Consider the following 19,540-nt stretch of genomic DNA (forward strand, 5'->3'; position numbering starts at 1 on the left):
TGACTCGCGATCGCATCAGAAACCCGGTTTCTTCGTGGATTTATCGTTATTGTTGCCAAAAATCATAGAAACCGGGTTTCTAGCCCATGCGTCTCAACCATGTTAAATCAAAGTAAAGCGTACAGCCTGCACTCTAAATATCTGAGGTAAAAAATAATATGAGATTCATCAATCCCAAAATAGACTTTGCCTTCAAGAAAATATTTGGCTCGAATCAAAACACAGATATTCTGATTAGTTTTTTGAATGCCCTGCTCAATGATGGGGAAGCCATTATTGAAAGCTTAGAAATTATCGATCCTTCTCTACTCCCCCCGATAGTCGAACTTAAAAATAGCTATTTAGATGTCAAAGCCAGACTAAACGACGGCACATTCGTAATTATCGAAATGCAAGTTTTGAACGTGCAGGCATTTAGCAAGCGGGTTTTGTACAATGCTGCCAAAACTTATGCACTGCAACTAACAATGGGAGAATTTTATCGGCAATTGCGGCCTGTGATTGCTTTGACTATCACAGATTTTGAAATGTTTAACGATTCTCAAGACGTGATTTCGCGTTTTGTTTTCAAAGAAAAAAGACGCCTGTCTGATTATCCCCAAAATCAGATGGAGTTAGTATTTGTAGAGTTGCCCAAATTCCAGAAAGGATTAGAGGAATTAGAAACAATCGCGGATAAGTGGGTTTACTTTATTAAAACCACTAGCACCTTGAATGAAGTACCTCAAATAATGGCTACAGTCCCCGAAATTCAAAAAGCTTTTGAAATTGCCAATCAAGTTGGTTTAACACTAGAGGAATTTAACACCTTGCAGAGTCAAGAGTTTTTGATTCAAGATCAGCAGGGTTCTGTGGCTTTAGGTAGGGAAGAAGGCAGGGAAGAAGGCAGGGAAGAAGGCAGGGAAGAAGGCAGGGAAGAAGGCAGGGAAGAAGGCAAGAAACAAGGACAAATAGAGTTCACTATGCGTTTGCTGAATCGCCGTTTAGGTCAACTAAACCCGGATACTCAAACCCGAATCGGGGAATTGTCGATCGACAAATTAGAGAATTTAGCTGAAGCCCTGTTAGATTTCTCAAGCGCGGAAGATTTAACAGCTTGGTTGCAGGCTAATTCTCAATAAACTGACTGCTAAGTTGTTGTGTAAATAAACATTGCCTATTAGGGGCGGGCTAGAAGCCCACCCCACAAGAGTTGGATTGTTTTTTGACATACAATTCAAATGGTGAACAGATGATTTTTTAAACTGCAACTGTCACTACCAACATGATGCACTGACGATTTTACCACTTGTCGGCAGAATCTACTGGTATTTTGATAGACTTTCTGCTGTAAAGCCGATCGCAAATTAGTTAAACTGAATCAGATACAAAACCTCTCCCCCAACCCATGTTTTATTCCGAAAGGGGAGAAAAACTCGGAAATATCAGGTAAACTTCATGCTTGGAATCACACTCGGCACGCGCTACAGCATTATCCGTCATTTGGGAGGCGGCGGATTTGCTCAAACTTATTTAGCTGAAGATAAGCAGCTACCAGGTAATCACCTGTGCGTCGTCAAGCAGCTTAAACCTCAAGCAACGGATCCCGAAACTTTACAGATAGCAAGACGTTTGTTTGATACGGAAGCACAAGTATTATATAAGTTGGGAAATCACGATCGCATTCCACAACTTTTTGCTTACTTTGAAGAAAATCAAGAGTTTTATCTAGTTCAAGAATTTATCGAAGGCCACGATTTAAGTCAAGAAATTATACCCCCCCAAACCCCCCCTTACCAAGGGGGGGCTGGAGTTGGTTCCCCCCCTCACCAAGGGGTGGCTGGAGTTGGCTCCCCCCCTCACCAAGGGGGGGCTGGAGTTGGTTCCCCCCCTCACCAAGGGGTGGCTGGAGTTGGCTCCCCCCCTTACCAAGGGGGGGCTGGGGGGGGTTCTTCTAGAAATGCTGGAGGTATGAAAGAAGATGAAGTGATTGGAATTTTGCAGGAACTTCTGGAAATTTTAGATTTTGTACACCAGCAAAATGTGATTCACCGCGATGTCAATCCGCGCAATATCCTACGCCGAGATCGAGATGGTAAATTAGTGTTAATTGACTTCGGCGCAGTCAAGGAAATTACTACTCAAATTACTAATCCTCAGCCCAAGAATAGCTTAAGTGTGAGCATTGGTACTCCCGGTTATATGCCCAGCGAACAATCTCACGGTAATCCGAAACTCAGCAGCGATATTTATGCAGCAGGTGCGATCGCAATTCAGTTTCTCACGGGCATCAATCCCCACCAAATGCCGAAAAATCCCGATACAGAGGAAATTATTTGGCACGACAAAGCATCGGTGAGTCCTGAATTTGCCAAGATTTTAGATCGGATGGTAAAGTACGATTTTCGGCAGCGTTATTCCAGTGCCGGCGAAACACTGGAAGCTATTAAAGAATTGAAAAAATCTTTCAGCGGTACTGTTCCAATATTACCTCCGGTTGTTGCTGCAAAAAAGCTGCCTAAACCGCAGCAAAAACTATATTTTAAAATAGGGGCAATCGCCGCTTTTATTGGCATCAGCATTATAGCATCAATTTATGGTGTCAATACTTTTAATTCGGCAAATGCAACTGACTTGCACAATCGAGGAATTACTCTCTACAATTTAAGCCGATTTGAAGAAGCTCTCGCAGCTTACGAGCGAGCCATAACTCTCCGCCCGGATTATGCGGAAGTTTGGCAGGAAAAAGCTAAAACTTTATATGAGTTGAAAAAATACAAGGAATCACAGTCAGCTTACGATAAGGCAATAGAATTAAAGCCGGAATATTTAGAAGCTTGGACGGGACGCGGTTATGCTTTGGATAAGTTGCAGCAGTCCAAGGAGGCGATCGCATCTTTTGACAATGCTTTGAAAATCCAGCCGGATTATCCCGCAGCCTGGGAAGGTAGAGGCGATGCTTTATTAGACTCGCAGCGGTACGAAGAGGCGATCGCATCCTACGAAAAAGCCGTGCATTTTCAGCCTAATTTGTACCGTGCGTGGTACAATCGGGGCCAAGCTCACCAAAATTTGAAACAGTACGATCGCGCTGTAGAATCCTATCAAAAAGCCGTTGAAATCAAATTCGACAATTCTGACGCTTGGTACAATTTAGGCAATGTTTTCTTAGAATTGAATAAAAACCAAGAAGCTTTTGAAGCTTACGAAAAAGCCGTGCGGTTTCAGCCTAATTTTTATCAAGCTTGGTACAGTAAAGGTATCGCTTTGCTGAAGATGCGCCGCCATGAAGAAGCGGTAGAAGCTTACGAAAAAGCTGTTAAATTAAAACCGGATTATCATCAAGCCTGGTATAACTTAGGTTGGTCTTACCACGAGTTACGCAAGTACGAATCAGCTATTGAGTGTTACAGTAAAGCCTTGGATTTAAATCCAAAAGAATCTCAAGGCTGGTACAATAGAGGTAATGCTCAGTACAATTTGAAGCGGTACGAAGATGCGATCGCCTCTTACAACGAAGCTGTCTATGTCAAACCCGACTATTCGGAAGCCTGGTACAGCCGCGGTAACGCCCTTGTAGCGGTAAAAAGATTCGGAGATGCGATCGCCTCCTATGACAAAGCAATCCGCTACAAGCCGGATTATGGAGCCGCAATGGAAGCAAAAAAGCGAGCCGAAAGTCAGCCCGGAATCAGCCCACAGCCGCCCCAAAAACCATAAATTGTTAATTAGCAAAACCGGGCGAAGGTCATTCGCGTCTATACAAACAAAACCCGCCTGCGCGGGTTGAAGAAACTGGGCGAATATAATTCGCGTCTACACAAACAAAACCCGCCTGCGCGGGTTGAAGAAACTGGGCGAAGGTCATTCGCGTCTATACAAACAAAACCCGCCTGCGCGGGTTGAATAAACCGGGCGAATAGAATTACGTTACCGGGCGAAGGTCATTCGCGTCTATACAAACAAAACCCGCCGACGCGGGTTGAAGAAACCGGGCGAAGGTCATTCGCGTCTATACAAACAAAACCCGCCTGCGCGGGTTGAAGAAACCGGGCGAGTAGAATTACGTTATTTTCTTTAATCAGCAGAGGCGGACATCGTTTGTATAGGCGCGAATTCTATTCGCCGTCTTATCTACAAACATAGTTTTACCTAACAGCAGGACTAATTACCGTAACACGGCGGCTGTCTACCAACATCGGCCAAAAACCGCGATCGCTCAATGCTTTTACCGCCGCAGTAGCAGCGTTTTGATCCGTTGTATAAGCAACGAATAAAAAGGGACGTTGGCCGTAGGAAGCTAAGCCTACTTGGGTACCCAATGCTTGCTTGACTTGGCCGGCTAATTCCGGTTGATTGAAGTAATCTACTAACACGGCATAACCGGGGCCGAGGGCTTGGGGATTGAACCCACTATTCCCAGTCTGGGGATTGGCGATTGGTTCTGAACCTGTTGCTGGCTGGGGGTTGTAGACTGGCAGGTTTTGGGGAAGTGCTGCTGCGGGCGATCGAACTACGTAAGCTTGCAATCCGACAACATCTTTGATGTATTTAACCCAATCGATCGCAATTTGCGAGTTACGAAACCCACCAACCCGCGTCACAGTATCGTTAATGTACCGACAAACTGTATTGTCATTATTTCCGGGAAAAGAGCGTTTTGCTTTTTCTTGCTGTTCGGGTGTTCGGGTGACAATCAACAGTAGATATTCGTCGGACTTCGGTGGTTCGCAGCTTGACTGAGCTTTAGCAGAACTCGCTAAAATTGTCAATGTCAAAATTGCGATCGAAGTAGCAGAAAATAGGGGGATAGACACAATAAAATTGTACAATTTTCCCCTAAATATTCCTAACTTCGCTGTAGATTTTTGTGATTGTTTATTACTCATGCTGTCTGTAGCGATGCGAGGGCATCGGGAATAGTTGCTGACGGTGCTTGAAATTCACCAGTCAGGACATATTCTAATCGCAGTTTCAACCAGGTAATGAACACTGGATCTGTGGAAACAATAGCTGCTGCTGGCTGAGGGCATTTTGCTTTAATTGCTGCCATTGCCGGTGTTTCTAGGAAAGCGGGTTGTTTGATCAACCAAAAGTCTATTTGTTTTTCTTGTTCGTGGTAGTTGCGAGTTCTTTCTTTAAACACTTCATCAAGGGCTTCTTCTTCTAGCAAAAAGCGTTGGCTGGCTAAAACGTAGTAGTAGGTTTGCATTTTTGTCGGTTGTTAAGGGTTGGTAGTTGGCGGTGAATGTCGCCTGTATCTGTGAGTTTTGTCGATTAAGGGTGAATTTGCCGAGTTGTGGCAGTTCGAGAACCTTAGACTATTGTGCCGTTTACTTTACCTTATTTGTTGTCATTTTGGGTAGGTGCAGCGCCAGTTATGTCTGAAAAATGATTGGTTTGAGGGAAGTTGGGGGAGTTGGAGATTATTTTTCTGGGGGTTGATTTTTGTGGAAAATTCAGGTGATAATAGTAAATTAGATATAGTTGCACGTTAAAAAATTACAAATTATTAAGGCAATCTTGGGCTGTCATACCGGATGAGGAGTGGTTTGCATATGGACAGTATTGCGATCGGTATTGCTTGGTGTATTGCTTGGTGTGTCGCTTGGGGCGATCGGCGATCGCGCTACGGAGCTCCCTTCCGTCAAGGGCGATCGCCCCTTATGCTCAACTTGTGGTATTGTATTATTTATACAAATTCCAAGTATTTTGACTTTCTATAACCATTTCTTGCCGCAAATCCCAAGGTAGTAAAACTTCAACTTGTGAACCCAAGGCTCGCAACCATCTGACGACATAGTAGTCTGTAAGTCGGTACTTGACTTGGTAGTAAATATCGGTGCTAGGACGAGACTGAAGTATATCTAAAAGAATCTGTCGATTGTCTGGGTTGGGAGTATATTGTTTGATTAATGTGGCGGCGCGATCGCAGTCTATGGCGGTAAAAGTATTGTGGATGGCGATTCCTTGCAGGTAGGATTGAGCAAAAGTGCGATCGAACCGCAATACCATCAGCGCTGTTTCTTTATAAAAATCGCAGCCCCAAGCTTCTTTTAACAAATCATTAACTGTTTTGGGAGTTGGCAGGTTATTTTCCCGATATTTTTCCCTTAACAATTGCGGTACGCGGGTATCTTGCCAATCTAGCCGTTCTATGCGTTTACAAATAATGCGATCGAGCCGATATTTGTACCAATTGATATCACCTTTCGGAGTGCTACCATAGCCGCACAAATATTTAGCTCGTTCCATAAAGTAAATGCAAACAGGATAAACAACGCACTCCTTATTGCTATTTTGGTGAGCGCTGTAATAAGTAATTATTAAAGGATGAATTTGCCCGGAATCCCAAATTTCCTGCAATTCACTTTGAAATTGATCGACAGCATCTTCCAGGAGACTGGATTCTGGTACTAGATAGTCAACGTACAAAAATACCCGATGATTATCTTCATCTGTTTCTGCTACAACTTGTTCTGCCAACAAAGGCAAACTCGGATCGAGAAAACTAAACATATCTAGATAAATCTGTGCTTTAGAATTCAAATTGCTCTCATAATTCGAGATCTCCGATTCATTAAATATTGACGGGATTGTTTCTAATAGGCGATAATTCTTGCTTCTGCCAGGAGCATCAGCGATTAGTTTCAGCAAATCCCGAGTCACCAGCAAATCGAAATCATTTTGCAGAGATTTGCGAACTTGAGCGAATAACTTTTCTGCCAAGAGTTCGTCTAAATCGCGATCGCAAATTGCGATGTGTTTTTGTAAAGATTGCCGCCACTCATTTACAGACACGTTCCATTCGATCAACCACTGTTGCGTTGTTTTGTTGCAAGCACAATTTGGATCTGGATAGTTGGCAATATCTTCTTGCTTTTCATCTTTGTAATTCTCGCCAAAGAAAGCGGCGCGCCAATCAGCATAGGTAAAGGAATTTGCAAGGGCATTATATCCCTCGTCGCTGTACAGCCAACTTAACAAAACCCATAACCTGATGGCGCGGGTCAGATTTTGCATTTGGTCGATCGAGCCGTTGGCTAACTGTTGTAAAATTTGGGGGTTGGGGGGATTGGGAAAGGTTGGGTGCACGGTGGTTTGAGGAATTGGTGTTGTGTTTTTATAGCCTAAGGGCGATCGGAAGCACCCCCTTCCGATAGAATGCCATAATCGGCGTGAAAGTTGAGCAAGACGGAGAGACAGGCTTTATGAGTACATCTGAGTTCGACAAGTACAAAGTTGACCACCTGTTTTTGCTGATTGGCGAGAACCCTTTGCCAAATTATGTGGCGGCGAGACTTTTGTTAAATCCAGGAGGTACACCCTACCTTGTGTATACGACTGCTACAGATAAGCCAGCCAAGCGTCTGCAAACAATATTGAGTAGCGAACCAATTGGTTTAAAGACAGCTCAACTTGTGCCGCTCAACGATGGCGAAGCCGATGCCTATCAGATTCAAAAGGCAATTCGCTCTAAGTTAGAAACTATCAAGGATGGAAAAATTGGATTGAATTATACGGGCGGTACGAAGGCGATGGCTGTACACGCTTACAGAGCAGTTTTGAGCAAAGAGCTTCCCCAGACTGTGTTTAGCTATCTTGACCCCCGTAGATTGGAGATGTGTATCGATCGAGAAAATGGCGCTCGCATTACTCTTAAAGTTAAACCAGAATTGCTGCAAGTCAAACTTGCAGAACTTTTTCAAATTCACGGTTTAGAGTTGAAAGCAGATCCTACACAAGAAGCCCATTTACCAGATTTAGCCGCAGCACTCGCCGAAGTCTTTAAGGATGAACATAAAGCAAAGCAATGGTTTGATTGGTACTATGGCATCTTCCGTGAAGAGGCACGTAAGAAGAAAAAAAATGGTGATTGCGGTGATTGGAAGAGCCAAACAGCTTTGCTAGAGTTAGCAATACCTCTGGAAAAATTACCTCAAGAAATATTGACAGCATTTCGTTCAAAAAATATTATATCTGATAATAAGCTGTCGTTAAAAGAAGTGCAAAATAAAAATATGTTCAGTAAATTAGAGCATTTTTGTGATTGGCTCGATGGTTTCTGGCTAGAGCATCATGTTTTGCAACAAGTCAAAAATATTGCCGATCGACATTCCATCAAGGACTATGGAGTTAATTTTAAAGTTCCTCTTACTGGAACTAGAGACGGATTTGAATTCGATGTGGCGTTTACACGAGGTTATCAGCTTTTCGCAATTTCTGTTTCAACAACTAGCAAAAGAGACTTATGTAAAGTAAAGCTGTTTGAAGCCTACTTACGGGCGCGGCAAATGGGTGGAGATGAGGCAAGAGTAGCTTTAATTTGCTGTACTAACGAACCTGATGGACTCAAAGCTGAACTAGCGGTACTAGATGACAAAAAGATAGCTGTATTTGGGCGGGACTATTTAATGGATTTATCGAGCAAAATTGAAGCATGGATTCAGCAAAACGATAAGGATGCAAGTGCAAAATGAGAAAATTTACTGTCACTGTACTAGACACCACTGGAATTCAACCGTACATTTTTGGGAGTAACCGCTTGCGCGAAAATATCGGTGCATCCTACCTAGTCTCTCAAGCAACGGACAACTGGGGGAGAAATGCTTTAGATACATTGAAAGAAAAAATAAAGCAAAAAATTTACGCTTTCGATCCTGAGAAACATCAACCAGAGGCAAAACCTTACATTGAAGATGATGAATTAGCTGCTGAATTAGTTTATGCAGGTGGTGGCAATACAGTATTGTTGTTTTCAGACAAGGAATATGCCGTGCAATTTACTCAAATTTTGAGCAAGCGAATCTTAGAAGAAGCACCAGGAATTAATCTTGTAGCTGTTCATCAAGAATTTGATTGGGATAGTCAATCTCTATATGATATCGTTCAGAATTTGATGAAAAATGACTTGGATTCCAAAAAGCGCAGCCGGATACCCTCTGCACCATTGCTGGGTTTGGGCGTGACTGCAACTTGTCGATCGACTCAGTTAGTTGCTGTAGGTGAAAGTGCAAAATTTGAAGATGATGAACCCTATCTTATTTCTAGAGAAATCCAGAAAAAACTGGACGCTGTTCCTTTAGCAAACCGTCAACTTCGAGAAAAATTACTCAACACTACTTCAGGAATTTACGAATTTCCCTTTAAAACTGACTACATGGGTCGTTCGGAAGGGGATTCCAGCTATGTTGCTGTGATTCATGCTGATGGCAATAGCATGGGAAAACGCTTTCAAAAATTTGGCGAAAAGCTGTCTAATCGCAACTACATCATCGCCATGCGTAAACTTTCCTACAGTGTTAATCAGGCTGGCATCAATGCACTCAAAAAAGTGGTAGAGGTACTGGTTAATTCCATTGATGTAGATACAGATGGGAAGAGAAAGGTAAAGGGACAGTTTGAAATAAGAGATAATTACTTACCATTTCGTCCTCTAGTTTATGGTGGTGATGATGTCACATTTGTTTGTGATGGACGCTTAGGGCTAGAATTGGCTGCAATTTATCTTGAAGCACTTGAAAACCAGCCCATTGCCGATGGTCTGCCTATCAAGGCTTGTGCTGGAATTTGTGTTGTTAAAACTCACTATCCCTTTGCACGAGCTTATCAACTAAGCGAAGATTTGTGCCGAAAAGCTAAAAGCTTTGTTAAAGATGAAAGGAAAGACTATGGTAAAGAAGATTTCTCAGCTTTGGATTGGCATTTGGCAGCCAGTGGCTTAATTGGGTCAATTTCTGAGATTCGCGATCGCGAATTTCAAGTACCAGCAGGTAGTTTGTCAATGCGACCTATTAGTTTGAAAAAAGAAATCGATAGCGATTGGCGTACTTGGCAAGGTTTCAGCAAAGTAGTCAAACACTTAAATGAAGATGAAGATTGGAAAAATCGTCGAAATAAGGTGATTGCCTTAAGAGATGTACTGCGTCAAGGAATTGAAGGAACGCAGAAGTTTCTCAAAAACTACAGAATCAAGGATGAGCAACTACCTCTTTTTCCAGAATTTGGCGGTCAAAATAAAAGTTTAGCTGAGAAAGGTTGGCTGAATGGAGTTTGTGGTTATTTTGATGCCATTGAAGCCATGGATTTTTATATCTCATTGAGGGAAGAATCAAATGCCGATTTACCGACTGAAAATAAAACTGCTGAGTGATACAACTTTTGGACGGGGAGATGGAGTCGCAGGTTTAATTGACCAAGAAGTGGAACACGATCCTTTTGGTTTTCCGTACTTGCGGGGACGTACTCTCAAGGGATTGCTGAGTGAAGAAGGCGATAACTTAATTGCAATGTTGACTAATCATCGCCCATCTTGGGAAAGAGTTGCTTGCGATTTGTTCGGTACATTGGGCAGTACCATAGGGACAACGGGCGCAGTTCATGTAGGTGATGCTTGTTTGCCAGAGGATTTACGTCAAGCAGTTGCTTTCCAGATTAAGGATGAAACTTTAACAAAAACAGAGGTACTTGATTCCCTAACAACTATCCGTCGTCAAACTTCTATAGACCCACATTCCGGTACACCCGATGAAGGTAGTTTGCGTTCATTTCGTGTAGTTTTGCGCGACCTTTGTTTCACTTCTGACTTGATTTTTGAGAAGATGCCAAGTGATGAGATGTTGTCACTTATAGCCGTAGGTTCCCTAGCACTTCGGCGCTTGGGTAGCGGACGCAATCGAGGTCGCGGTCATGTGCAATGTACGTTGCATGATGTAAACGGTGATGACATTACGCATCGCTACGCCAACTATTTTGGACAAGAAATTAAGGAGAAAGTTGCATGAAAGCAATTACTTTAACATTACATACTCAGCAACCAATCCTCGCTACTTCATTTCAAGGCGATCCCAACAGCGATGTATCATACTCTTACATTCCAGGTAGCATGATTCGCGGTGCAATTATTGGGCGTTACATGAGGCAGAATCACTTGTCAGAACTTGATTTAACCAACGAAGAAGTGAAGCGATTGTTCTTCGATGCCAACAGTACGCGCTACTTAAATGCTTACCTTTTGAGTCAGGAAAAGAAACGCACTCTTCCCCTACCTTTATGTTGGTTCAAGGATAAGGATGATGAACTTAAGGATAATTCATCTATAACTGTATATGATTTCAGTATTGATAGAGGAGACAATCCAGAAACTCCTAAATCTGTGGGTGAATACTTTTGGACGAAAGAACGAGGAGTTGTCAAATTATACAAAGACAAGCGGCGGATTAATATTCATAATTTTCGCGATCGCCAAAAAGGACGTTCTACAGACAATCAAGGTGAACTCTTCCGCTACGACGCCCTAGATGCGGGACAAAAGTTTCAATCAGTAATCCTCTGCGAAGATAGAGACGCAATCACACTTCAGATGTTATTAGTCACCGAACCAAACATCTGGTTAGGAGGTTCCCAAAGTGCCGGATACGGACATACCAAGATTATCGACTTAAAAATTATTAATCATTGGGATGAAATTGGAATTCCAGCAGAAGAGCGTGAAAATGATGAAAATTTAAGCATTACACTTTTGAGCGATACACTTTTAAGGAATGAATGCGGTCAGCCTGTAGCCGATCCAATGTTAATTAAACAAGCTGTCGAGGAAGTGTTAAAAATCTCATTACCTGAAACTAGCAATATTTTTGCTGGTAGCACTTTAATTGGTGGATTTAACCGTAAATGGGGATTGCCTTTACCTCAAGTGCCAGCATTAGCAGCAGGAACTGCGATCGTTTTTGAAGGTATTGAGATTAATGAATCACAAATTAAACAACTTGAAGCTTATGGAATTGGAGAGAGAAGAGAAGATGGTTTTGGTCGAATTGCTATAAATGGGCTGAAAAAAGAACATTTTTTAGCTATTTTCCCAAGTTCATCTAATACATCTAGTTTGCCACCTTTGAAAGATGAAGTATCCCGCCTTTTAGCTGAACAGATGGCACAAAGATTGTTGGAGCAAAAACTAGAACAGGAACTTCAGAAACAAGTTGGATATTTAAGTTTGCAAGATGGTATTAGCAATAGTCAACTTTCTCGACTTCAGTCTGTCGCACAACAGGCACTTCCAACAGGTGACTGCAACTTGCTTTTATCTCTTCTAAATAACTTGCCATCTAATGCTCGCAATCAATTCGATCGCACAAAAATCGGCAATAAATCATTCAGACAACAACTAGACGAGTGGTTAGCTAATCCGGGAGATTGGATTAATGGAATCGAAGTAAAAATTGCTGATGTAGATCGAAGGTTTGATGACGATCGCGCTAGACAAGATAAGCTAGCCCAAAAGTATACGCTGCGGCTGATTATGGCGGTAGCGAAGAAGGCAACTAAGGAGAAAAAATAATGAATCAAGAACGCCTAAACCGCAATCAGCATCCGATCGCCAAACGCATCATTGTACGCGGCATCTTAATTTTAGATACGCCGACTTGCTTGGGAAGCGGTGATGCAGATAGTCCCACGGATTTAGCATTGTTACGAGATAGTGTTAGTGACTGTGCCCTTTTAACTGGTGCATCGATTACAGGTGCTTTGCGTAACTACTTGCGCGAGTGCGAACACGGGTATGGTGCAGGCGAACAAAATTGCGATCGGGCTACTACCCTATTCGGTGGAACTCGTCGCGATCCTGACGGCGAAAAAAGTCCATTAATTATCAATGATGCTATTAGCAGCAAGATTCCTGTTATAGAATTAAGAGATGGTGTGGCAATTGAATCGATAACAGGTACTGCAAAGAAGGGTCAAAAATACGATTTAGAACTGTTAGCAGCAGAAACAGAATTTCAGCTCGGCTTTGAGTTGTCTGTAGAAAAAAATCTCAGTCAAAGTAAACAGCAAGCATTAATTAATTTGTTGGCATTGGCTTTACGAGGTTTAGAGCAGGGCGACATCAGTATTGGTATGAAAAAGCGGCGCGGTTTTGGTCGCTGTCATGTCAAAAACTGGCAGGTTTGGAACTTTCACCTGGAAAATCATGATGATCGAATGGCATGGTTAAATTTTGAACATTGGCGCACAGGTTTATTACCCGATCGCGAAACTTATTCATCAATTGCTACTGCTCTGGGAGTATCATTAGAGAATGAGAAGGATGAGCGCGATCGCTTCCTCATCCACGCCACATTCAACTTAGTAGGTTCACTCCTCATCCGTTCCGGTCAAGACTCAACGGGACGCGCTCCCGATGTTGTACACTTGAAATCTCATCTACCAGATAAATCAGATTCATTACCAGTATTATCCGGTACGAGTTTAGCTGGAGTATTACGCCATCGAGCCGAGCGCATTGTTAACACATTGGGCGGTAGTTCCACACTTGTGAAAGAGCTATTTGGTTTTGTTGAAGGGAAGGAAGCAAAATCAAGCAGTTTAGTTGTTCACGAGAAAGTGATTGAAAACGCAACTGAATTAGTACAAAACAGAATTGCGATCGACCGTTTTACCGGAGGTGCATATCATGGCGCATTATTTGACGAACAACCTATATTTGGAGGAAGTGTCTGTATCGAGCTAGAGTTGCGGAATCCCCAAGATCATCAAATTGGATTGTTGTTACTCTTGCTGAAAGATTTGTGGACAAGCGATTTACCTGTGGGAGGTGAAAGCAGCATTGGACGAGGACGTTTGAAAGGAATCAAAGCAGACTTAATTTGGAATCGTCCACAACATCCGAAACAATGGAAAATTACACAAAGTAATGGAAATTTGCAAATTGAAGATGGATTGGATTTAAGCAAGTCAGAAACTTTAGTTAAAGATGACTTAGAACAATTTGTCAAGGCTTTGTTAAAAGAATTAGGTAAGGAGGTGTGAATATGAGTGAAGATAGACAGGCGCAAATAATAAATTTTAAAGATGATGATGAGTTATACAGTTGGTTAGAATCTCAAGCATTATCTGTATCCTCACAAACACCTTACCTATTAGCTCATGCTGAAGATGGGATAATTTGGGGCAGGTTTGATAATCAAAAGTTAACAACTGCTGAAAAGATATTTCACAAGAAGCATGATTTTGTTGATTTACCTAAATTACGGTTACTCACACTGCAACAATGTCGCATATTTGGCTTAAATGGTGAAATTCTATTTTGGCGGATTAGCGAGACAAAGTTTAAATGGCGTTTCATTGGGAATCCAAATGAAGATAAAATTCCAGAAAGTCAGATTCTTTGGGGGACAAATGGCATCAAGCGAGATAATTTTACCCTACTTTCGGATGGCTCTCAGGGACTTAAGCACGCTGTACCATTTACTGAAATCGAGTTAAATGGCGATCATTTAGTCAAACCAGTACGTTTGCTCGTACATCACTACATCAAATATGAGGAAGAAACGGGCTTAGCTCGAATCTATCGCAGCCGTCTTGTCGATCTAACTACTAAACAGGAGATTAAGTCATGAATCCAAAACATATTGGTGATGTTCCAGAATTTATCAAAGACGGTGAAGGAAAAGATATTCCACGTAGAGCGATCGCACCTTACAACTTTGTCGAACTTCCCGATACAGTTGTCAACGCAGAAGATTTACCAAGTGGCGATCGCTATCACTCAGAGTGTCACACTGGTAGGATTGAATGCACTTTAACAACTGAGTCGCCCTTGTATACTCGCTGTGGTTGGCATCCCGATGATTTTGCAGAATATGGTGAAAAATCTTTTCAAGAATTACCAGATGAAATAAAAAATAAAAGAGCTAGTTTTTTCGTCAACCCAAAAACTCAGCAACCGACAATACCAGGTAGTAGCATACGAGGAATGTTGCGTACTTTGATTGAAATTGTGAGTTTTAGTAAAATTGATAGAGTATCTGACGAGCATCGACTATTTTTCCGTGCAGTAGCGGCAAATCCTAAGAAAGATTCTTTAGGTGAGGAATATAAAAAGTATGTTGAACCTAAAATAATTAAAGCTGGTTATCTCAAAAAAGATAATGAAGGCTGGTATATCCAACCTGCTAATACTGACAACGGTTCAACATTTGCTTGGGTGCAGGAAAACTCTCTCAGCTTACCAAATTTAGAACAATTTAATAACGCTCTATATGAGCCTCAGTATATTCCTGTTAGCTATGAAAGGGTAGCTATAGATAATACAGATAGAGCTAAACGCTTATTTGCTCATAATATTGAATTGCCAGACACTCATCCAAAAAAAGGTCATCTAAAAAATAAAAGAGGTGTGCTTGTTACCAGTGGAAAAATGAAACAAGGAAATGAACCTTCGCCGCGTCGCAATCACTGTGTAGTTTTTGAGTGTTCAGTATTGGAAGCAAATTCAACCTCTCCTAAAATAAGACTAGATGCTAAAGCAATTGAACATTATCGTAATGCTCTAACTGATTTTCAGAAACAATCTCCCTTTGATAAGGATTGGGGAGTGTTAGAAGAAAATCGTCCCGTGTTTTACTGCCCTCCTGAAAAGGGAAAAAATATAGTAGGCTTTTTCGGTCAAAGTCCTAATTTTCGTATTCCCTACTCTCCAGAAGGTAATGGTCATGCAACTACTGTTGTAGATTTTATTCCTAAAGATTTGAGAAAATTAGATTCGATCGATCTAGCTGATGCAATTTTTGGTTGGGTAAAAAAAGAATCTAAAGACGATAAGATACCTCAACAATTTGAGAAACAAAGAGCAGGTAGAGTATTTGTAACTGATGCTTTATACCACTGCGTTCAAAATAGCATCTGGTATGAAAATGCCCCGCTAACCCCTCAAATCTTATCTGGGCCAAAGCCGACTTGCTTTCCACACTATCTAGTTCAGCCTGAAGAAAATAATTCAGATGCCCACCCGTCAAAATTAAAGCATTATGCGAGTCAACCTGTTATAGAAACAGTGATTCGTGGACACAAGCTGTATTGGCATAAAGGGAGTGACCGAAATTTCAAACTTCTACCGCCCAAAAAAGTTATTGGTTCCCCCAAACAAGTCCCTGATACTCAAACAACTTTGATTCACCCCGTTAATAAAGGGGTTACTTTTAAGTTCGATATTCACTTTGAAAATCTGAGCAAAGTTGAACTGGGTGCATTGATGTGGATACTTGAAATTGCTCAAGACGATCGCTATCGGCTTAAAATTGGCATGGGTAAGCCTTTGGGATTAGGATCTGTTAAAATTGAACATAAGCTGTATGAGAGCGATCGCCAAAAACGCTACACCAAGTTATTCAGTGACAACAGTAACGACTGGGAACCCACCACAAAAACTTTAAAGGACAATCCAAACTATAAGCAATGCTTTGAAAACTATATGCTGGAAAAACTTCAGCAAACAGGTAAGTTTGAGGACATTTGCAGAATTCAAATGCTTTTGGCTATGCTGAGTTGGAAAGCCAACCCTTGCCAAAATTATCTTGAGCAAAGACGGTATATGGAGATTGAATGCGATCCGAGCAAAAAACAATGTATTGGAATACCCAAGAAAGGAAAAATAAATGAATATTTTGAACGTCGAGTGCTACCAAATCCTCTAGATGTAATGGGAATGGAATTAGATTGCGATCGCCCATCTCCTCCTTCTCATCAAGATTCAATTAGCCAAGAAACACAACTATTTTCTGAGGGACAAGAGATTGAAGCTAAGGTCGTTGATATTAAAGTACAAGAAGGTCAGAAACTTAAAACAACCATTACCTATGAGATTGAAGGCTCAGATTGTCTGGCAAAAGAGGAGATTTATAAGCGTACTATTTCCCTGGCTATTAACGATATTGTCAAAGTCAGTATTATTAAAACTAGAGGAGAAAGTATTAGAACAGTGAAGTTGATTGAATGAAGTTAATTAAATCCCAAGTCGAAAATATTGAAAGCGATCGCCCTCCCGCTACCCCTCCTCACCCCACCAAGGGCGATCGCACATCCCACACACTTGCAAAAAACTGCCATTATCACAAAAAATTAATAGTCAGTTAAAATAGGAATAGATTCCATCAAGGAGCAAATTATGATTGCTAATCGTGAAGACTATCAAAAAATGACGGCTGAAGAATACCTAGAATGGGAACAACATCAAGAAATTCGCCATGAATATATTGATGGTGAAATTCTGGCTATGACAGGAGGCTCTCTTCCTCACGCCAAGATTTACCTCAACTTTTACAGGGCTTTGTACCCCCATCTACGTCAAAAGGGTTGCGAAGCTTATGTGTCAGATGCCAAAGTTCAGGCTCGTAAAAACAGTCGCTATTTCTATCCCGATCTAGTTGTCACTTGCAATCCTGATGACTTGAAAGCCCGCGACTTTATTCAACACCCGAAAGTTATTGTTGAGGTTCTTTCTCCAAGTACAGCAAGTTACGATCGCACAAAAAAGTTTAAATATTATCGCCAGATTCCGAGTTTGCAAGAATATGTCTTAGTTGATTCAGAAGAAATAACCGTTGAAGTTTATCGTCGAGGAGAAGGTAAAATGTGGTTTTACTGTCAGTATGAAGCTGGTGAGGCGATCGCCCTAGCAAGTATTGAGTTTGAATGTGCGATCGACCTTGTGTATGAAGGCGTTACCTTTGAACAAGAGTTAGAGGCTGGCTAATTCGCCTCAGCCACAACCGAAACAGAAGACATCGCTCAAATCTTCCTCAAGGCCCACCGAGCACTTTATCTGATTCCCGTACCAGCAATTCATTGGCGATCGCCTGATTATTTCTATAAATTTCCAATCGGATCGCGTTCCGGTCTGAATATTGAAAAGTTACAATATACGTAATACCTCGATCGCGATCGGTGAAACGATATTGCGGTCTGCTTGTCGTACCCTTAACATCAAAACCTGTTAGGTTAATCTTACTACCATCTCGCTGGTTTTTAACGTAAAGGATGTAATAAGCCGGTTCCCACGCCCAAAAAGAAGCTTGCCATTTCGAGTTAGAAAATGTTCCCCGAATCGAAAACGGCCCCACGGTTATCGGACAGTTGTTTACCTCGTCGTCAGTGCCCTTGCTGGTATTTAAACTAGCTTGACACGGCTGGTTTGGTTTGTCTGCCCTTGCTGCAAATGATAGAGATAAAGCAAGCGGTAAAGTGCAAACTGTTGCCAAGGCGATCGCTCGAACTTTTATCATTAATTTCACCTCAGTTATTGGTGTTTATTCCAACGAGCTTAACTGCAACTCCTCAAAACCGTGCAGATTGTTGCACAATTTAATACAGCCCTATCTTATCAAAGGCGATCGCCCTTTCCCATGCTAAAATAGTCTAAGTACATTAGCTCACCTCAATTTGGGAGGTTATTATGCCCTTCAGCGCTGACAAAACCGTCAGTTCAGTTCTCAAAGAATTTCAAGTTACCTACACCGAATCTAATTTCATAGTAGAAACAGAGTTTCATGTCTCTGACTATTTTCGAGAAGATTTAGAATTTACAATGCGAGAGGGAGTGGTTGACAATTCTGAATTTGCAGTTTGTGAAAATTTGATTTATCCAGTTATCAAAGAAGTTTGGAAGCGCTATTATAGCGGATTTGTTTTGTGGAGTCATCAATCTCTTACCTACGATCAATATCTTTCGGGATTTCCTGAATATATTTTGGCTAAGCGTTCTTCATTAGGAAAAGTTGTTTTTGAACAACCTTACTTTCTGTTAGTTGAAGCGAAACAAGATAACTTTGAAAATGGATGGGCTCAGTGTTTAGCTGAAATGATTGCCGCACAGCGACTAAATGAAAATCCTGAGCAAGATGTTTTTGGGATTGTATCAAATGGCGATCGCTGGCAGTTAGGCAAACTCAAATCCAACATTTTTACTCGCAATCAAACGTTTTATACGATTCAAGAATTAGATAAACTTTTTGCTGCGATCAATTACGTGTTTCAACAGTGTGAATTGCTGCTGGATGCTGAAATGAGCGATCGCACTTAAAGCCGATCGCCCTTTCCCATGCTAAAATCAGATCAATAAAATACGCAACCTCAATCCGGCAAGTGATTATGCCATTCAGTGCTTACAACACCATCGGTGCAGTTGTCAAAGAGTTTCAGATTACCTACACCCAATCTAACTTTATTATTGAAACTGAATTCAACATCCCCGATCACTTCCGAGAAGACTTGGAAATCGTCATGCAAGATGGTGCAGCCGACTGTTCGGAATATGCCATTTGCGAAAATCTGATTTATCCTGTTTTAAAGGAAGTTTGGAAGCAATATCGCCAAAAATTCATCTTGTGGAGTCACAAATCCTTAACCTATGACGAAAAGCTTTCAGGATTTCCTGAGTATATATTAGCGAAAAAGTCTTCGTTGGGAAATGTTGTGTTTGACAAACCTTACTTTTTGTTAATTGAAGCAAAACAGGATAATTTTGAGGCAGGATGGGCGCAGTGTATGGCTGAAATGATTGCCGCACAGCGACTGAATGAAAATCCTGAACAAGAAGTATTTGGAATTGTATCAAATGGCGATCGCTGGCAGTTAGGCAAACTCAAATCCAATCAGGGCTATTTCATTCTTTGTAGGGGCAATCCCACGCCAGGTTGCCCCAATTCCTGAAATGCTTGCAAATCATCGATAAGGAGGGTAGGCACGGGGGCACTACCCCTACAAAACCCTGGTTTCCCTG

The 19,540-nt window shown here is 41.6% G+C and carries 17 protein-coding genes; 13 read left to right on the forward strand and 4 right to left on the reverse strand.

Annotated elements, in window-relative coordinates:
* Window positions 1-158 precede the first annotated feature (158 nt).
* On the forward strand, window positions 159-1,121 hold the full coding sequence (locus tag QZW82_RS25305; RefSeq protein ID WP_293154596.1) for an Rpn family recombination-promoting nuclease/putative transposase: 963 nt from the start codon (window positions 159-161) through the stop codon (window positions 1,119-1,121).
* Between the two features lie 316 nt (window positions 1,122-1,437).
* Window positions 1,438-3,699 carry a tetratricopeptide repeat protein gene (locus tag QZW82_RS25310; protein ID WP_293154599.1) on the forward strand — a complete coding sequence of 754 codons (2,262 nt, stop codon included), beginning with the start codon at window positions 1,438-1,440 and terminating at the stop codon, window positions 3,697-3,699.
* A gap of 428 nt (window positions 3,700-4,127) precedes the next feature.
* Here QZW82_RS25310 and QZW82_RS25315 read toward each other — a convergent pair whose 3' ends face one another.
* From QZW82_RS25315 to QZW82_RS25325, 3 genes are all read right to left on the reverse strand, one after another.
* Window positions 4,128-4,868 (reverse strand): hypothetical protein, encoded by a 741-nt coding sequence (locus QZW82_RS25315; RefSeq protein ID WP_293154601.1) that lies wholly within the window; start codon window positions 4,866-4,868, stop codon window positions 4,128-4,130.
* Complete coding sequence (locus QZW82_RS25320; protein WP_293154604.1) at window positions 4,865-5,191, reverse strand: MgPME-cyclase complex family protein; 327 nt, start codon at window positions 5,189-5,191, stop codon at window positions 4,865-4,867. Before QZW82_RS25320 ends, QZW82_RS25315 begins: the two co-directional genes overlap by 4 nt.
* A 476-nt stretch (window positions 5,192-5,667) precedes the next feature.
* Window positions 5,668-7,074 carry a TIGR03985 family CRISPR-associated protein gene (locus QZW82_RS25325; protein ID WP_293154607.1) on the reverse strand — a complete coding sequence of 469 codons (1,407 nt, stop codon included), beginning with the start codon at window positions 7,072-7,074 and terminating at the stop codon, window positions 5,668-5,670.
* Between the two features lie 83 nt (window positions 7,075-7,157).
* On the opposite strand from QZW82_RS25325, the gene QZW82_RS25330 reads away from it, so the two are divergent.
* Genes QZW82_RS25330 through QZW82_RS25370 form a run of 9 tightly spaced genes read left to right on the forward strand, consistent with a single transcriptional unit; the run spans window position 7,158 to window position 17,515 of the window.
* The gene (locus QZW82_RS25330) at window positions 7,158-8,459 is read left to right on the forward strand and encodes a DUF1887 domain-containing protein (RefSeq protein WP_293154610.1); all 1,302 of its coding nucleotides are present in this window, start codon (window positions 7,158-7,160) and stop codon (window positions 8,457-8,459) included.
* Entirely contained in the window at window positions 8,456-10,132 is a 1,677-nt protein-coding gene (locus QZW82_RS25335; RefSeq protein WP_293154613.1) for a hypothetical protein, read from the forward strand. Before QZW82_RS25330 ends, QZW82_RS25335 begins: the two co-directional genes overlap by 4 nt.
* A complete protein-coding gene (locus QZW82_RS25340; protein ID WP_293154616.1) occupies window positions 10,095-10,763 on the forward strand; it encodes an RAMP superfamily CRISPR-associated protein in 669 nt (222 codons plus the stop codon). The genes QZW82_RS25335 and QZW82_RS25340 overlap by 38 nt, the downstream gene beginning before the upstream one ends.
* Window positions 10,760-12,319: a CRISPR-associated protein Csx10 gene (locus QZW82_RS25345; RefSeq protein ID WP_293154619.1), complete on the forward strand. Its 1,560-nt coding sequence runs from the start codon at window positions 10,760-10,762 to the stop codon at window positions 12,317-12,319. The genes QZW82_RS25340 and QZW82_RS25345 overlap by 4 nt, the downstream gene beginning before the upstream one ends.
* On the forward strand, window positions 12,319-13,791 hold the full coding sequence (locus tag QZW82_RS25350) for an RAMP superfamily CRISPR-associated protein (protein ID WP_293154622.1): 1,473 nt from the start codon (window positions 12,319-12,321) through the stop codon (window positions 13,789-13,791). The genes QZW82_RS25345 and QZW82_RS25350 overlap by 1 nt, the downstream gene beginning before the upstream one ends.
* Window positions 13,792-13,793: 2 nt before the next feature.
* The gene (csx19, locus tag QZW82_RS25355) at window positions 13,794-14,381 is read left to right on the forward strand and encodes a CRISPR-associated protein Csx19 (RefSeq protein WP_293154625.1); all 588 of its coding nucleotides are present in this window, start codon (window positions 13,794-13,796) and stop codon (window positions 14,379-14,381) included.
* Entirely contained in the window at window positions 14,378-16,759 is a 2,382-nt protein-coding gene (locus QZW82_RS25360) for a TIGR03986 family CRISPR-associated RAMP protein (RefSeq protein WP_293154628.1), read from the forward strand. The genes csx19 and QZW82_RS25360 overlap by 4 nt, the downstream gene beginning before the upstream one ends.
* Window positions 16,756-16,896, forward strand: coding sequence for a hypothetical protein (locus QZW82_RS25365; protein WP_293154631.1), 141 nt, complete (start codon window positions 16,756-16,758; stop codon window positions 16,894-16,896). Before QZW82_RS25360 ends, QZW82_RS25365 begins: the two co-directional genes overlap by 4 nt.
* Before the next feature lie 31 nt (window positions 16,897-16,927).
* Window positions 16,928-17,515, forward strand: coding sequence for a Uma2 family endonuclease (locus QZW82_RS25370; protein ID WP_293154634.1), 588 nt, complete (start codon window positions 16,928-16,930; stop codon window positions 17,513-17,515).
* Between the two features lie 46 nt (window positions 17,516-17,561).
* Here the strand turns inward: QZW82_RS25370 and QZW82_RS25375 are convergent, their stop codons facing one another.
* Window positions 17,562-18,044 carry a hypothetical protein gene (locus QZW82_RS25375; protein WP_293154637.1) on the reverse strand — a complete coding sequence of 161 codons (483 nt, stop codon included), beginning with the start codon at window positions 18,042-18,044 and terminating at the stop codon, window positions 17,562-17,564.
* 170 nt (window positions 18,045-18,214) lie between these two features.
* Between QZW82_RS25375 and QZW82_RS25380 the strand changes: the two genes are divergently transcribed.
* Both QZW82_RS25380 and QZW82_RS25385 read left to right on the forward strand, forming a co-directional pair.
* Window positions 18,215-18,841: a hypothetical protein gene (locus tag QZW82_RS25380; RefSeq protein ID WP_293154640.1), complete on the forward strand. Its 627-nt coding sequence runs from the start codon at window positions 18,215-18,217 to the stop codon at window positions 18,839-18,841.
* Between the two features lie 68 nt (window positions 18,842-18,909).
* Complete coding sequence (locus QZW82_RS25385) at window positions 18,910-19,470, forward strand: hypothetical protein (RefSeq protein ID WP_293154643.1); 561 nt, start codon at window positions 18,910-18,912, stop codon at window positions 19,468-19,470.
* Window positions 19,471-19,540: the final 70 nt, after the last annotated feature.

Origin of the sequence: Microcoleus sp. bin48.metabat.b7b8b9.023, assembly GCF_013299185.1 — a bacterium.
Classification (GTDB): Bacteria; Cyanobacteriota; Cyanobacteriia; order Cyanobacteriales; family Microcoleaceae; genus Microcoleus.

What these genes read in the sequence shown, in the direction of transcription:
- QZW82_RS25305 (WP_293154596.1), top strand. Translation starts at nt 159, where the DNA reads ATGAGATTCATCAATCCCAAAATAGACTTTGCCTTCAAGAAAATATTT.
- QZW82_RS25310 (WP_293154599.1), top strand. Translation starts at nt 1,438, where the DNA reads ATGCTTGGAATCACACTCGGCACGCGCTACAGCATTATCCGTCATTTG.
- QZW82_RS25315 (WP_293154601.1), bottom strand. Translation starts at nt 4,868, where the DNA reads ATGAGTAATAAACAATCACAAAAATCTACAGCGAAGTTAGGAATATTT.
- QZW82_RS25320 (WP_293154604.1), bottom strand. Translation starts at nt 5,191, where the DNA reads ATGCAAACCTACTACTACGTTTTAGCCAGCCAACGCTTTTTGCTAGAA.
- QZW82_RS25335 (WP_293154613.1), top strand. Translation starts at nt 8,456, where the DNA reads ATGAGAAAATTTACTGTCACTGTACTAGACACCACTGGAATTCAACCG.
- QZW82_RS25340 (WP_293154616.1), top strand. Translation starts at nt 10,095, where the DNA reads ATGCCGATTTACCGACTGAAAATAAAACTGCTGAGTGATACAACTTTT.
- QZW82_RS25345 (WP_293154619.1), top strand. Translation starts at nt 10,760, where the DNA reads ATGAAAGCAATTACTTTAACATTACATACTCAGCAACCAATCCTCGCT.
- QZW82_RS25350 (WP_293154622.1), top strand. Translation starts at nt 12,319, where the DNA reads ATGAATCAAGAACGCCTAAACCGCAATCAGCATCCGATCGCCAAACGC.
- csx19 (WP_293154625.1), top strand. Translation starts at nt 13,794, where the DNA reads ATGAGTGAAGATAGACAGGCGCAAATAATAAATTTTAAAGATGATGAT.
- QZW82_RS25360 (WP_293154628.1), top strand. Translation starts at nt 14,378, where the DNA reads ATGAATCCAAAACATATTGGTGATGTTCCAGAATTTATCAAAGACGGT.
- QZW82_RS25365 (WP_293154631.1), top strand. Translation starts at nt 16,756, where the DNA reads ATGAAGTTAATTAAATCCCAAGTCGAAAATATTGAAAGCGATCGCCCT.
- QZW82_RS25370 (WP_293154634.1), top strand. Translation starts at nt 16,928, where the DNA reads ATGATTGCTAATCGTGAAGACTATCAAAAAATGACGGCTGAAGAATAC.
- QZW82_RS25375 (WP_293154637.1), bottom strand. Translation starts at nt 18,044, where the DNA reads ATGATAAAAGTTCGAGCGATCGCCTTGGCAACAGTTTGCACTTTACCG.
- QZW82_RS25380 (WP_293154640.1), top strand. Translation starts at nt 18,215, where the DNA reads ATGCCCTTCAGCGCTGACAAAACCGTCAGTTCAGTTCTCAAAGAATTT.
- QZW82_RS25385 (WP_293154643.1), top strand. Translation starts at nt 18,910, where the DNA reads ATGCCATTCAGTGCTTACAACACCATCGGTGCAGTTGTCAAAGAGTTT.